The 12,951-nt window shown below is 74.4% G+C and carries 12 protein-coding genes; 3 read left to right on the top strand and 9 right to left on the bottom strand.

Features of this window, described 5'->3' with window-relative positions; genetic code table 11:
• Positions 1-28: 28 nt before the first annotated feature.
• The 9 genes from F9B16_RS43570 to F9B16_RS43530 all read right to left on the bottom strand — a co-directional run bounded on the left by F9B16_RS43570 (position 29) and on the right by F9B16_RS43530 (position 9,708).
• Entirely contained in the window at positions 29-1,429 is a 1,401-nt protein-coding gene (locus F9B16_RS43570; RefSeq protein WP_151546132.1) for an aldehyde dehydrogenase (NADP(+)), read from the bottom strand.
• On the bottom strand, positions 1,426-2,928 hold the full coding sequence (locus tag F9B16_RS43565) for an amino acid permease (RefSeq protein ID WP_225992467.1): 1,503 nt from the start codon (positions 2,926-2,928) through the stop codon (positions 1,426-1,428). Before F9B16_RS43565 ends, F9B16_RS43570 begins: the two co-directional genes overlap by 4 nt.
• A 128-nt stretch (positions 2,929-3,056) precedes the next feature.
• Complete coding sequence (locus F9B16_RS43560; RefSeq protein WP_151546131.1) at positions 3,057-4,058, bottom strand: proline racemase family protein; 1,002 nt, start codon at positions 4,056-4,058, stop codon at positions 3,057-3,059.
• On the bottom strand, positions 4,058-4,987 hold the full coding sequence (locus F9B16_RS43555; protein ID WP_151546130.1) for a dihydrodipicolinate synthase family protein: 930 nt from the start codon (positions 4,985-4,987) through the stop codon (positions 4,058-4,060). Before F9B16_RS43555 ends, F9B16_RS43560 begins: the two co-directional genes overlap by 1 nt.
• Positions 4,984-6,426, bottom strand: a complete 1,443-nt coding sequence (locus F9B16_RS43550; protein ID WP_151546129.1) for an FAD/NAD(P)-dependent oxidoreductase — start codon at positions 6,424-6,426, stop codon at positions 4,984-4,986. Before F9B16_RS43550 ends, F9B16_RS43555 begins: the two co-directional genes overlap by 4 nt.
• A complete protein-coding gene (locus F9B16_RS43545) occupies positions 6,423-6,737 on the bottom strand; it encodes a (2Fe-2S)-binding protein (protein ID WP_151546128.1) in 315 nt (104 codons plus the stop codon). The genes F9B16_RS43550 and F9B16_RS43545 overlap by 4 nt, the downstream gene beginning before the upstream one ends.
• Positions 6,734-7,894, bottom strand: coding sequence for an NAD(P)/FAD-dependent oxidoreductase (locus F9B16_RS43540; protein WP_151546127.1), 1,161 nt, complete (start codon positions 7,892-7,894; stop codon positions 6,734-6,736). The genes F9B16_RS43545 and F9B16_RS43540 overlap by 4 nt, the downstream gene beginning before the upstream one ends.
• A 105-nt stretch (positions 7,895-7,999) precedes the next feature.
• Entirely contained in the window at positions 8,000-8,611 is a 612-nt protein-coding gene (locus F9B16_RS43535; RefSeq protein WP_225992466.1) for a helix-turn-helix domain-containing protein, read from the bottom strand.
• A gap of 119 nt (positions 8,612-8,730) precedes the next feature.
• The gene (locus tag F9B16_RS43530) at positions 8,731-9,708 is read right to left on the bottom strand and encodes an ornithine cyclodeaminase family protein (RefSeq protein ID WP_151546125.1); all 978 of its coding nucleotides are present in this window, start codon (positions 9,706-9,708) and stop codon (positions 8,731-8,733) included.
• Positions 9,709-9,865: 157 nt separating this feature from the next.
• Here F9B16_RS43530 and F9B16_RS43525 point away from each other — a divergent pair, with 157 nt between their 5' ends.
• The 3 genes from F9B16_RS43525 to F9B16_RS43515 all read left to right on the top strand — a co-directional run.
• Entirely contained in the window at positions 9,866-11,065 is a 1,200-nt protein-coding gene (locus F9B16_RS43525) for a branched-chain amino acid ABC transporter substrate-binding protein (RefSeq protein WP_192809279.1), read from the top strand.
• Between the two features lie 10 nt (positions 11,066-11,075).
• Positions 11,076-11,975, top strand: a complete 900-nt coding sequence (locus F9B16_RS43520; protein WP_151546123.1) for a branched-chain amino acid ABC transporter permease — start codon at positions 11,076-11,078, stop codon at positions 11,973-11,975.
• A partial coding sequence (locus tag F9B16_RS43515; protein WP_192809278.1) for a branched-chain amino acid ABC transporter permease occupies positions 11,972-12,951 on the top strand: 980 nt, incomplete at its 3' end. The genes F9B16_RS43520 and F9B16_RS43515, both read left to right, overlap by 4 nt.

The following is a 12,951-nucleotide window of genomic DNA, read 5'->3' as shown; positions in this document are numbered from 1 at the left end:
CGTGGGCCGGGCGCCGCGGCGGTTCCGCCTAGTGGACGGTCTGCGGGACCTTCCACGGGTTGTCGTCGCGCAGCGGCGGCGGCAGCAGGTCCTGCGGCCAGCCCTGGAACGCGACGGGCCGCAGGAACCGCTCGATCGCGGCGGTGCCGACCGACGTGGTGGCGGGCGCGGTCGTCGCCGGGTACGGGCCGCCGTGCTCCATCGCGTAGCTGACGGCGACGCCGGTGGGCCACTGGTTCCACAGCACGCGCCCGCTGCGGTCCGCGAGCACGCCGGTGAGCGCGGCGAGGTCGCCGGTCTCGTCCGGCTCGGCGTGCAACGACGTGGTGAGCTGCCCGGGCAGCGCGGCGACGGCGTCCGCGACGTCGGCGAGGTCGTCGTAGGTGACGACGAGGCCGAGCGGGCCGAAGCACTCCTGACCGGCGGCGTCGGCGTCGGCGCGGAACGCCTCCAGGTCCATGGTCAGCAGGCGCGGGGCCGTGGACGTCCCGTCCTCGGGCCACACGACGCGGCGGACGCCGGGGCGGCCGCCGAGCGCGTCGGACACCGCGAGGAAGCCGGACTCGATGCGGTCGTTCAGCATCGGCGCGGGGCCGACGCCGCGCAGCCGCTCGGCGATCTCGTCCACCAGCGCGGCCGGCGCGAACAGCAGGCCGGGGTTGGTGCAGAACTGGCCGGCGCCGAGGGTGAGGGACGCGGCGTAGCCCTGCGCGATCTCGTCGGCGCGCGTCTCGGCGGCGCGCGGCGTCACCACGGTCGGGTTGACGCTGCCGAGCTCGCCGAAGAACGGGATCGGGGTGGGCCGCTCCGCCGCGATCTTGGCGAGGGCGAGGCCGCCCTTCTCCGAGCCGGTGAACGCGGCGGCGGCGATGCCGGGGTGGCGGAGCGCCTCGACGCCCTCCGCCTCGCCCTCGATCAGGCCGAACACGCCGTCCGGCAGCCCGGCGCCGGCGATGATCTCGGCGGTGCGGCGCGACAGCCGGGGGTGGCCCGGGTGCGCCTTGACGACGACGGGGCACCCGGCGGCGAGCGCGGAGGCGGTGTCGCCGCCCGCGACGCTGAACGCGAACGGGAAGTTGCTCGCGGCGAACACCAGGACGGGGCCGACGGCCGTCCGGTAGCGGCGCAGGTCGGGCCGGGGGCCGCTCGGCCACTGCGGGTCGGGGCGGTCGATGCGGGCGTCGTAGAACGCGCCCTCCCGGACCTGGTCGGCGAACAGCCTGAGCTGGAAGGTGGTGCGGGTGAGCTCGCCGTTCAGCCGGGTCTCGCCGAGGTGGCTCTCCTCGTCGGCGAGGGCGACCAGCTCGGCGCGGGCGGCCTCCAGGGCGTCCGCGATCGCGGTCAGGCCCTCGGCGCGCTCCTGCGGCGGTGCCGCGGCCCATCCGGCCGCGGCGGACACGGCGGCGGCGACGGCCTGGTCCGGTGTCATGAGGTGCTCCCTTCGTCCCCGGCGCGCGGGGTGGTGCGGACGGTCCCCGGTCGTCCCCGATTCTCCACCGAGTTCCGGTACCCGTAGAACGCGTAGACGATCAGGCCGAGCAGCATCCACACCACGAACCGGACCCAGGTGACCCAGTCGAGGTTGGCGATCAGCCAGATCGAGAAGCCGATCCCGACCAGCGGCACCAGCGGCACCCAGGGGGTGCGGAACGAGCGCGGCAGGTCGGGCCGGGTCTTGCGCATGACCATGATCGCGACGGCGACCACGATGAACGCCATCAGGATGCCGATGTTGGTGAGGTCGGCGGCCTCCTTGATCGGCAGGAACCCGGCGATGACGGCCGAGCCGATCCCGACGAGCCAGATCACCCGGTTCGGGACCTGCCGGCGCGGGTGGTTCTTGGCGAAGTAGGCGGGCAGCAGCCCGTCGCGGCTCATCGAGAACCAGACGCGGGTGACGGCGAGCATGTTCGCCAGCGCGGAGGTGGTGATGCCGATGACGGCGCCGACCGCGACGACGGTGCCGAGGCCGGCGAGGCCGACGGAGGCGAGCGCGCTGGAGAACGGGCTCTTGACGTCGATGTGCCGGTAGTCCTGCATGCCCAGCAGCACGATGCAGACGAGCAGGTAGATGACCGCGGCGATGGCGAGCGAGATGACGATCGCCTTCGGCAGCACCTTCTTGGCCTCGGCGCTCTCCTCGGCGGCCGCGCTCATCGCGTCGTAGCCGTAGACGGCGAAGAACGTGGTGGCGGCGCCGGAGATCGCGCCGCCGATGCCGAACGGCAGGAACGGGCTGAAGTTGCCGCCGGAGACGTGGAACGCTCCCGCGATCACGACGAGGGCGACGATGCCGAGCTTGACCACGACGAGGATCGTCTCGAACCGCGCCGACTCCTTCGTCCCGCGCGACAGCACGAACGCCAGCAGCAGGCACAGCAGCGCCGCGAACAGGTCGATCTTGTGGCCGGAGCCGGTGCCGGGCGCGCCGAGCGCCCAGTGCGGGATGTCCAGGCCGACCTGGTCGAGGATGTAGGACAGGTAGCCGGAGATCGCGATGGCGACGACCGCGACGATCGCGGTGTACTCCAGCAGCAGGTCCCAGCCGATCGCCCAGCCGATCGCCTCGCCGAGCGCGGCGTAGGAGTAGGTGTAGGCGGAGCCGGCCTTCGGGATGAGGCCGGCGAACTCGGCGTAGCAGAGCGCGGCGGCGCTGCTCGCGACGATCGCGATGAGGAACGAGATCATCACGCCGGGCCCGGCGTCGTCGTGCGCGACGACGCCGGCGAGCGAGAACACGCCCGCGCCGACGAGCCCGCCGAGGCTGAGCGCGACGAGCTGCCACAGGCCCATGGTGCGGCGCAGGCCGCCGGCGGTCTCCTCCTCGGACGAGTCCACCGGCTTCAGGCGGAAGATCCCCGCTCGGGTGAACAGCCCGCGCGCGGCCGGATCGGCCGACGGGGGCGTTTTTGGCATGGCTTGGGACATGACGGTCCCTCCCGGATGGGTCAGGAAATACCAAGGGGTGGGTCATGCGGCGGCCGGCGCGGTGCGGCCGGCCGCCGTGAAGGGCCCGGACGGGGCCGCTGGCCCCGGCACGGGAAAGGCCGATCGGTCTAGAGGACGAAGCCCTCGGGGAAGGGATCGGCGGGGTCGAGCAGGTAGGTGGCGTTGCCGGTGATCCAGGCGCGGCCGGTGAACTCGGGGATCACCGCGGGGAGCCCGCCGGCCTCGGCGGTGCCGACGAGCCGGCCGGTGAACCGGGTGCCGATGAACGACTCGTTCACGAACTCGGTGTGCAGCGGCAGCTCGCCGCGCGCGTGCAGCTGCGCCATCCGCGCGGACGTGCCGGTGCCGCAGGGCGAGCGGTCGAACCAGCCGGGGTGGATCGCCATGGCGTTCCGGGAGCGCTTCGCGTCCGAGCCGGGCGCGAGGAACTGGACGTGCTTGCAGCCTCCGATCAGCGGGTCGCCGGGGTGCGCGGGGCGGTCGGTCTCGTTGATCGCCGCCATGATCGCCAGCCCGGCCTTGAGGATGTCGTCCTTGCGGGCCCGGTCGAACGGCAGCCCGAGCCGCTCCAGCTCGGTGATCGCGTAGAAGTTGCCGCCGTACGCCATGTCGTAGCGGACCTCGCCGAGGCCCGGCACGTCGACGACGGCGTCCTGGCGCAGCGCGAACGCGGGCACGTTGCGGAGCGTGACGTTCTCGGCGACGCCGTCGCGGACCGCGACGCGGGCCTCGACGAGCCCGGCCGGGGTGTCCAGCCGGACGATCGTCTCCGGCTCGGTCACCTCGACCATCCCGGTCTCCACCAGCACGGTCGCGACGCCGATGGTGCCGTGCCCGCACATCGGCAGGAACCCGCTGACCTCGATGTACACCACGCCCCAGTCGGCGTCCGGCCGGGTCGGCGGCTGGAGCAGCGCGCCGCTCATCGCGGGGTGGCCGCGCGGCTCGTCCATGAGGAACCGGCGCAGCCCGTCGAGGTGCTCGACGGCGTACCGGCGGCGCTCGGCCATCGTCGCGCCCGGGATGGGCGCGACGCCGCCGGTGACGACGCGGGTCGGCATGCCCTCGGTGTGCGAGTCGACCGCGGTGATCGACCGGGCCGAGCGCATCAGGCGGCCTGCCGCTGCGCGAGGGCGTCGATGGCGCGGGCCATGTCGGCGGTGACGCCGGCGCGGTGCTCGTCGGTGAGCGGGCCGCGCGGCGGGCGGCAGGGGCCGCCGTAGCGGCCGACCTGCTCCATGCCGAGCTTGATCGCCTGGACGAACTCGGTGCGCGAGTCCCAGCGGAACGCGGCGACGAGCGGCTCGTACAGGGCGCGGGCCTCCTCCAGCTTGCCGGTGGTGGCCAGCTCGTACAGCAGCGCGGACTCGGCGGGGAACACGTTCGGGAAGCCGGCGAACCAGCCGGTGGCGCCCATCAGCAGCGCTTCGAGGGTGACGTCGTCGGCGCCGGCGACGACCTCCAGGCCGGGGGCCTTCTCCTTGATCTCCAGGACGCGGCGGACGTCGCCGGAGAACTCCTTGACCGCCACGACGCCGTCGATCTGCGCGATCTCGGCGAGCAGGCCGGGGGTGAGGTCGACCTTGGTGTCGATCGGGTTGTTGTAGACCATGACGGGCAGCCCGGCGGACGCGACGGCCTCGTAGTGCGCGATGATCTCGCCGCGGTTGGCGCGGTACATCGTCGGCGGCAGGCACAGCACGCCGTGCGCGCCGTCCTCGGCGGCGAGCTCGGCCCAGTGCTTGGCCTGGTGGGAGCCGGGGCCGTGCACGCCGACCACGACGACGCCGTCCTTGCCGACGGCCTCGATCGCGGTGCGGGCGACGCGGCGGCGCTCCTCGTCGGTCAGCGAGGAGTACTCGCCGAGGGAGCCGTTCGGGCCGACGCCGCGGCAGCCGTTGTCGACGAGCCAGCGGCAGTGCTCGGCGTACTTGTCGTAGTCGACGGCGAGCCCGGCGGGAGCGGAGGCGTCCTCGTAGTAGGGCAGCGCCGTCGCAACGATGACGCCGCCGAGGCTCAGGAGCTTGGTGTCGCTCATCGGGCGCTCTCTTTCTGGTCGGGGTTGGGTGTGTTCTCGGTGGGGGGACTTGCGAGCTCGCCGAGCCTGATGGGCTGGGCGATGGGACGGTGGTGGGGGTTCGCCCCGGGCACCTTGCCGGAGAGCAGTTCGGCGACCGTGGGGCCGCAGACGCGGGCCTGGCACGGTCCGAGCCCGGCGCGGGTGCCGAGCTTGACCGCGCGGGCCGACCCGCTCGCCTCCTCGCCTGCCGCGCGGCAGAGGGAGCCGTAGGTGGTCTCCTCGCAGCGGCAGACGATGGTCTCGTCGCGCAGCCAACCGGGCCAGGCCGCGCCGATCGGGTGCGCGGCGGCGAGCCGGGCGGCGAACGCGCGGGCCTGGTCGCGGCGGCGGCGCAGCGCGCGGGCCTCGCGGGCGCCGGGGTCTCCTCCCCCGGCGATCCAGCCGGCGAGCAGGCCCTCGGTGCGGGCGGCGGGCGCCCCGCCGATGCCGGTGATCTCTCCGGCCGCGTAGACGCCGGGCGCGGTGGTGCGCTGGTCGGCGTCCACTTCGGTGAACGCGCCGCCGGACGTGCGGGTGAGCGCGCAGCCGGCCGCGACGGGCAGTTCGAGCTGCGGGCTGAAGCCGTGGGTGACGCACAGCGCGTCCACCGGGACGGTGCGCTCGGTGCCGGGGACGACCGACCAGTCGGGACGCAGCCGCGCCGTGACCGCCTCTTCCACGCGCCCGTCGCCCCGGGCCTCGATCACGGCGCGGCCCGTCCGGTACGGGACGCGGTGCCGGGCCAGCAGCCCCGCGTACTCGGCGAGCTCCCCGGCCTTGCCGGCCTGCGACGCCAGCTCCCAGGGGCGGCGGCTCCAGCCGCGCGCGACGGTCGCGGCGGGGTTGGCCTCCAGCACCTCCAGGACGGTGGCGCCCGCCTCGATCAGCGACGCGGCGACCGGGAGAAGGAACGGTCCAGAACCGGCGATCAGGACAGGGTCGCCGACGACGAGGCGCTCCCCCTTCGCGAGCGCCTGCGCGGCGCCGGCGGTGTAGACGCCGGGGAGCTCCCATCCCGGGAACGGCAGGACGCGGTCGTGGGCGCCGGGCGCGAGGACCAGCGCGTCCGGCCGCAGGACGCGGCGCTCGCGTCCGGCCGCGTCGGCCTCGCCGCGCAGCACGTGGACGATCGGCGCGCCCTCGTCGGGCCGTTCGAGCGACCAGACGGTGCTCTCCGGCCACCAGTCGCAGCGCGGATGCCCGAGGACGTGGTCGCGCAGCCGCTCGAAGCCGCGCCAGCCGTGGTGCAGGCGCCCCGGGTTCGCGGCGGCGAACGCGTCGGGCGGCATCCGGTGGTACTGGCCGCCGGGGTGCTCGGACGCGTCGATCAGCGTGACGTCCGCACCGGCGCGCAGCGCGCCCGCCGCGGCACCGAGACCGGCGGGTCCGGCGCCGACGACCACGACGTGGCGGCTCATCGGGCGTCCTCGCCACGCGACTGGGTGGCGACGGCGTCGCCGTCGTGGGCGCGGCGGCGGCAGGCCCGCACGTCGCGGACGCCGTTGACGGTGACGAGGCAGTCGAAGCAGGCGCCGATCCCGCAGAACACGCCGCGCGGGGCGCCCGACGGACCGGACCGCCAGGTGCGGCGCCCGGAGGCGAGCAGCACGCCCGCGATCGTCTGGCCGGCGGCGCCGTCGACCGGCTCGCCGTCCACGGTGATCCGCAGCGGGACGTCGGGGCGGCGCCCGGCCGCGTCCCCGGCCGCGGGCACGAGTCTCGCGCTCACAGGTTCTCTCCTTCGGACTGGACGGCGGGCCGGTCCGCGCGGAACGGCGCCGCGTCGATCGCGGGCTCGCGGCCGAGCATCAGGTCGCGCAGAACGGCGGCGGTGCCGGCGGACAGCCCGATCCCGGCGCCCTCGTGCCCGGTCGCGTGCCAGAGGCCGTCCAGCTCCGGGTCGGGGCCGATGACGGGCAGGTGGTCGGGGACGAACGGGCGGAACCCGCCGTAGGCCCGGATCACCGGCACGCCGGCCAGCGTCGGGAACAGCCGCAGCGCCTTGGCGGCGATGACCGACAGCACCTCGGGGCGGAGCCGGTCGTCGAACCCGACGCGGCGGCGCGACGAGCCGAGCAGGATCGTGCCGCCGCGGGTGGCCTCGACGACCGCGGACGCCTGGAGGTCCTCGGCGGCGCTGCCGACGGCGCCGACGTAGTCGGCGTCGTAGACCTTGTGGAAGACGGTCGGCGGCATCGGCGCGGTCACCAGCACCTCGCCGCGCCGGGGCCGGACGTCCAGCCGGACGCCGAGCCTCTTCGCGACCTCCCCGGACCAGGGCCCGGCGGCGTTGACGACCGCGTCGCCCTCGATCGTCCCGGCGGAGGTGCGGACGCCGGTGATCCGCCCGCCGCGGCGGACGGCGCCGAGCACCTCGCAGCCGGTGCGCAGCTCGGCTCCGGCGCGGACGGCGGCGGCCAGCAGCGCGGTCGCGGCGCCGGCGGGCTGCACCTGCGCGTCCTCGGGGTAGCGGACGGCCATCGCGACGTCGCGGGTGAGGTGGGGTTCGGCGGCGGCGAGCGCGCCGGCGTCCATCTCGTCGGCGGTCACCCCGGCCTTGCGCTGGCCCTCGGCGAACTCGGTGAGCGCGGCGGCGCCCTCGGGCGTCGTGGCGACGACGATGCCGCCCTTGGGATCCCATTCGGCGGCAGCGGCGTTCGGGTCGCCGTCCAGGATCGCGGGCCACAGCTCGCGGGACAGCTTCGCCAGCTCCAGCTCGGGGCCGGGCCCCTTGTCGGAGACCAGGACGTTGCCCTCGCCGTGCGCGGTGGTGCCCGCCGCTGGGCCGGACCGGTCGACGACCGTGACCGCGAATCCCGCGAGGGCCAGCTCGCGGGCGCAGGCCGCACCGACCATCCCGGCGCCCAGCACCACGACCCGCGCCATCGGCCCTCCCGCCGTCACCGTCACATCCAGGGCGTTCGTTAAATCGAACGACCCCGAGAGTATGTCGGTGCGCCGCGCGCTGTCAACGCGCGGATGAGAGCGGCGTCACGGCGTCTCGACCAGGTGCGGCGGCTCCGCCGGGGTCGAGTGAAGCCGCTGGTCAGAGCGGTACTGGAGGAGCAGCACGGAGCGGACGGGCCCGGCGAGCGCGGTGTAGGCGTGCGGCAGCCGGGCATCGAAGCTCACGTAGTCGCCGGGCCCGAGCTCGACCTCCCGGTCGTCCACCCGAACGCCCAGCCGGCCCGCCTGCACGATGGTGTGCTCGGTCCCGACATGGCCGAGCGAGTCCTGCCGGGAGTCGGCCCTGACCTGCTGGTCGTACACCTCGAAGATCGCTCCGCCGGACTCGATGCCGCGCAGCGGCCGCAGGTCGACGCCCTCGCCGCGCAGCACCTCGACGTCCGCGCCGCGCACCACCGTCAGCCCGGACGGCTCCTGGTGGTCCAGCAGGTCGGAGATCGGCACCTCCAGGGCGCGCGACAGGCTGAACACCGTCTCGATGGTCGGGTTGCCGGCACCCGCCTCCAGCTGCGACAGCGTCGCCTTGCCGATCTTGGACCGGCGCGACAGCTCCGACAGCGACAGCCCGAGCTCCAGCCGCGCGCGGCGCAGGTTGCCCGCCAGCACGTCCCGCACCGAATCGCCCGGACCGCCCACGTGCCCGCCCCCTTCGCCCGCGGGACCCCGCCCGCTCGCCATCCTTGCGTTCGCTTTAACGAACACGTAGTTTACCGACGGCGCCGCGTGCCGGGCGGCTCGGCCCGCGGCCCGGCCCGCTACAGGGCGACGAGCCTGCCCACCCCGGCGGCGCGGGCGCGGTCCACGATGACGGCCGCGGCGGCGGTGTCCTGCACGCCCAGGCCGACGCTGTTGTAGAAGACCACGTCGTCCGCCGCCTCCCGGCCGGGGGCGAGCCCGGCGACGATCGGGCCGAGCGCCCGGATCCGGTCCTCGCCCAGCCGGCCGTCGCGCAGGCCCGCCGCGATCGGGCCCGCCTGCAGCCGGGCGGTGTCCACGTCGTCGACGACGACGGCCGCCGCGCGGTCGATGAGCGCGCCGTCGACCTCGCAGCGGTCCGGCGCGAACGAGCCGACGCTCAGCACGGTGCAGCCCGGTCCGACCCATTCGCCGAGGACGACCGGCTCCGCGCTGGTCGTGGCGGTGACGACGACGTCCGCGCCCGCGACGGCCGCGCGGACGTCCCCGGTCCCCTCGACCGGCAGCTCCAGTTCCGCGGCCAGTTCGGCGGCGGCGCCGCGTGTCCCGGCGTTGCGGCAGGCCACGGTCACCCGCTCGATCGGCCGCACCCGGAGCATGGCCCGCACGTGCGCGCGGCCCTGCACGCCGCAGCCGATCACCGCGAGCCGGGACGCGCCCGGGGCCGCGAGGTGGTCGGCGGCGACCGCGCTCGCCGCGGCCGTCCGCAGCGTCGTGACCGCCTCGCCCTCGATGATCGCGACGGGCCGCCCGTCCACCGGGTCCTGCACGGTGACCAGCGCCGCGACGGTCGGCAGGCCGCGCGCGGCGTTGCCGGGCGTGACGCTGCCGAACTTCGCGACCGCGCCGGTCCCGGGGAGCCGCGACACGTAGCTGAACGCGACGGCGCCGTCCGGCCCGTCCAGCAGCACCCGCGGCGCGAGCCGCGCCTCCCCCGTGCCGAGCGCCGCGAACGCGGCGCGCTGCGACCCGATCGCGGCCGGCAGGTCGAACACCGCGCGCACGTCGGCGGCGGACAGCAGCAGGACGTCGGCCATGGGCCGATCCTCGCGAGCCGCTCCCCGCGCTGTCGAGGCCGGGAGGGCAAGCGGTGCTTACCGATCACGACATGAGATCGCATGCTTCGTCGTCTCGACGGCCGTCCGTCGACGGACCACGCTTTTGCCAACCCGCCTGACGAGCGAGGGAGCACCGATGACGGCCACGAAACCACGGCGCCGCGGAGCGCGAAAGCACGGGCTCACGGCGGCCGGCGCCGGGCTGCTGCTGATCCCGCTCGCCGCCGGCTGCGGATCGGGCGGCTCCGGCGGCTCCGGCGACATCAAGATCGGCGTGCCGGCCCCGCTGAGCGGCGACTCCGCCTCCGCCGGCCAGGACATCCTCGCCGCCGCGAAGGTCGCCGCCGACGAGGTCAACAAGGCCGGCGGGGTGAAGGGCAAGAAGATCAAGATCGTCCAGGCGGACGACCAGTGCAGCGCGCAGCAGGGCGCGCAGGCCGCGCAGAAGCTGCTCAACAGCGGCGTCGTCGCCGTCGCGGGCGGCTACTGCTCGGGCGCCGCGGTGCCCGCGATCCCGATCTACGGGCGGCGCAGCGTGCCGTTCGTCATGGACGCCTCCACGAACCCGTCGCTCACCGACAGCGGCAAGGGCAAGGTGTTCCGGACCTGCGGGCGCGACGACAACCAGGGCCTGGTCGCCGCGAAGTTCATGACCGGGCCGCTCGGCGCGAGGCGGATCGCGCTGCTGCACGACAACACCACCTACGCCAAGGGCCTCGCGGACGCGGCGGCGACGTCGGTGAAGCAGGCGGGCGGGCAGGTCGTCTACGAGGACGCGCTGCAGCCCGGCCAGTCCGACTACAGCCCCGTCCTGACGAAGATCGCCTCGACGAAGCCGGACGTGCTGTACTTCACCGGCTACTACGCCGAGGCGGGGCTGCTGATGAAGCAGCGCAAGCAGCTCGGCCTGAAGTTCACGCTGATGGGCGGGGACGCGACGACCGACGCGACCGTCCTGAAGACGGCCGGCCCGGCGGCGGACGGCTACATCGCCACGACCGCGCCGCTCGCGAAGGACCTCCCGGCGGCGTCCGGGTTCGTGTCGGCCTACAAGGCGAAGAACGGCGCCGATCCCGGGCCGTTCTCCGTCTACGAGTACGACGCGGTGAAGGTCCTCGCGAAGGTCATCGGGCAGACGGGGACGAAGGGCGCCGACATCATCAAGGGCCTGCACGGCGTCAAGGACTTCCCCGGCATCACCGGCCCGATCACGTTCGACGCGAAGGGCGACCGGACCGACCCGCTGTACATCACCGTCCACGTGCAGAGCGGCGCGTTCACCGCCTACAAGAAGCTCGACAAGAGCGGCGCCTGGGTGGACGCCAAGGCCTCGTGAGCGCGGCGGCATGAGCGAGTTCGTCCAGTACCTGGTGAACGGCCTGACCATCGGGGCGTTCCTGGCGCTGATCGCGCTCGGCTACTCGATGATCTACGGCGTGGTGCGGCTGATCAACTTCGCGCACGGCGACGTGTTCATGATCGGGGCGTTCGCCGGCTACGGGGTGCTGACCACGCTCGGCGTCACCGGCGGGATGGCGTGGCCCGCCGTGCTCGCCGCCGTGGTGGCGGGCGCGCTCGCCACCGGCCTGGTCGGCACCGGGATCGCCCGCGCCGCCTACGTCCCGCTGCTGTCCTCGCCGCGGCTGGCGCTGCTGATCTCCGCGATCGGCGTGTCGCTGGCGCTGGAGGAGGGCGTGAAGGACCTGACGCACGCCCGGTTCAAGTCGTATCCGGGCGTGCTGGACGGCGGCCGGATCTTCAGCGGGACGGTCCGCGTCACCTGGGGCCAGCTCGCGCTGGTCCTGCTGTCGGTGGCGCTGATGGCGGGGCTGTGGCTGTTCGTCACCCGGACCGTCACCGGCACGGCGATGCGGGCGCTGGCGATGGACCGGGACGCGGCGCGGCTGCAGGGCATCAACGTGGAGCGGCTCATCCTCGTCACGTTCTTCGTCGGGTCCGTGCTGGCGGGCGCGGCGGGCGTCATGTACGGGCTGTACTACGTGCAGATCAGCTTCGGGATGGGGTTCCTCATCGGGCTGCGCGCGTTCACCGCCGCGGTGCTCGGCGGCATCGGGAACCTGCCGGGGACGATGGTCGCGGGCGTGTGCATCGGGCTCGTCCAGTCGTTCGCCGCCGGGTACGTCTCGTCCCGCTGGACCGACGTGATCATCTTCGGGCTGCTGATCGCGGTGCTGGCGCTGCGGCCGACCGGGCTGTTCGGCGAGCGCGTCGTGGAGCGCGCATGAGGGCCCGGAACGCGCCGGCCCGGGACCTGGCGCTCCGCCACGGGGGCTGGCCGCTGCTGATCGTGCTCGCGCTGGCCGGCGGCCAGGTGATGGACGACTACCAGGTCACCGTCGCCGGGACGATCCTGATCTACGCGATCCTCGGGCTCGGCATCAACATCGTCGTCGGCTACGCCGGGCTGCTCGACCTCGGCTTCGCGGCGTTCTTCGCGATCGGCGCGTACACGTCCGGGCTGCTGATGGTGAAGTGGCACTGGAACTTCTGGCTGACGCTGCCGGCCGCGGTGCTCGCCGCGGCCGCCGCCGGGGTCGTCATCGGGTACCCGACGCTGCGGCTGCGCAGCGACTATCTCGCGATCGTCACGCTCGGCTTCGGGGAGATCATCCGGATCACGGTGGTGAACCTGGACGTCACCGGCGGCCCGAACGGGCTGACCGGGATCCCGCCCGTCTCGGCCGGCGGGACGGAGATCGTCACGCCCACCGGCTTCTTCTACCTGGCGCTGGCGTTCTTCGCCGTCGTGCTGGTCCTGACGGGCCTGCTGGCGCGGTCGCGGCTGGCGTACGCGTGGCGGGCGATCCGGTCCGACGACACCGCCGCGGAGGCGGTCGGCGTCCCGTCGCGGCGGGTGAAGCTGCTCGCCTACGTCCTCGGCGCCGCCGTCGGCGCGGTCGCCGGCCCGCTGAACGCGGCGCAGCTCGGCACCATCGACCCGTCCAGCTTCACGTTCCTGACCTCGCTGATGATCCTGCTCGTGGTGATCATCGGCGGGATGGGCAGCCGGCCGGGGGTGATGGTCGGCGCGGTCGTCATCGTCGCGCTGCCCGAGGTGCTGCGGACCGTGCAGGAGTACCGGGGGCTGTTCTTCGCGCTGCTGCTCATCGTCATCGTGATCCTGCGGCCGCAGGGCGTGTGGCCGGCCCGGCCGCGCCCGGCGCGGGAACGCTGCTGGAGGTGGACGGTCTGTCCCGCGAG

It is taken from the genome of Actinomadura montaniterrae (assembly GCF_008923365.1).
In the GTDB taxonomy this organism is placed as follows: Bacteria; Actinomycetota; Actinomycetes; order Streptosporangiales; family Streptosporangiaceae; genus Spirillospora; species Spirillospora montaniterrae.
Note: the sequence above shows the minus strand (reverse complement) of the source record. Positions and strands in the feature narration are given on the sequence as shown.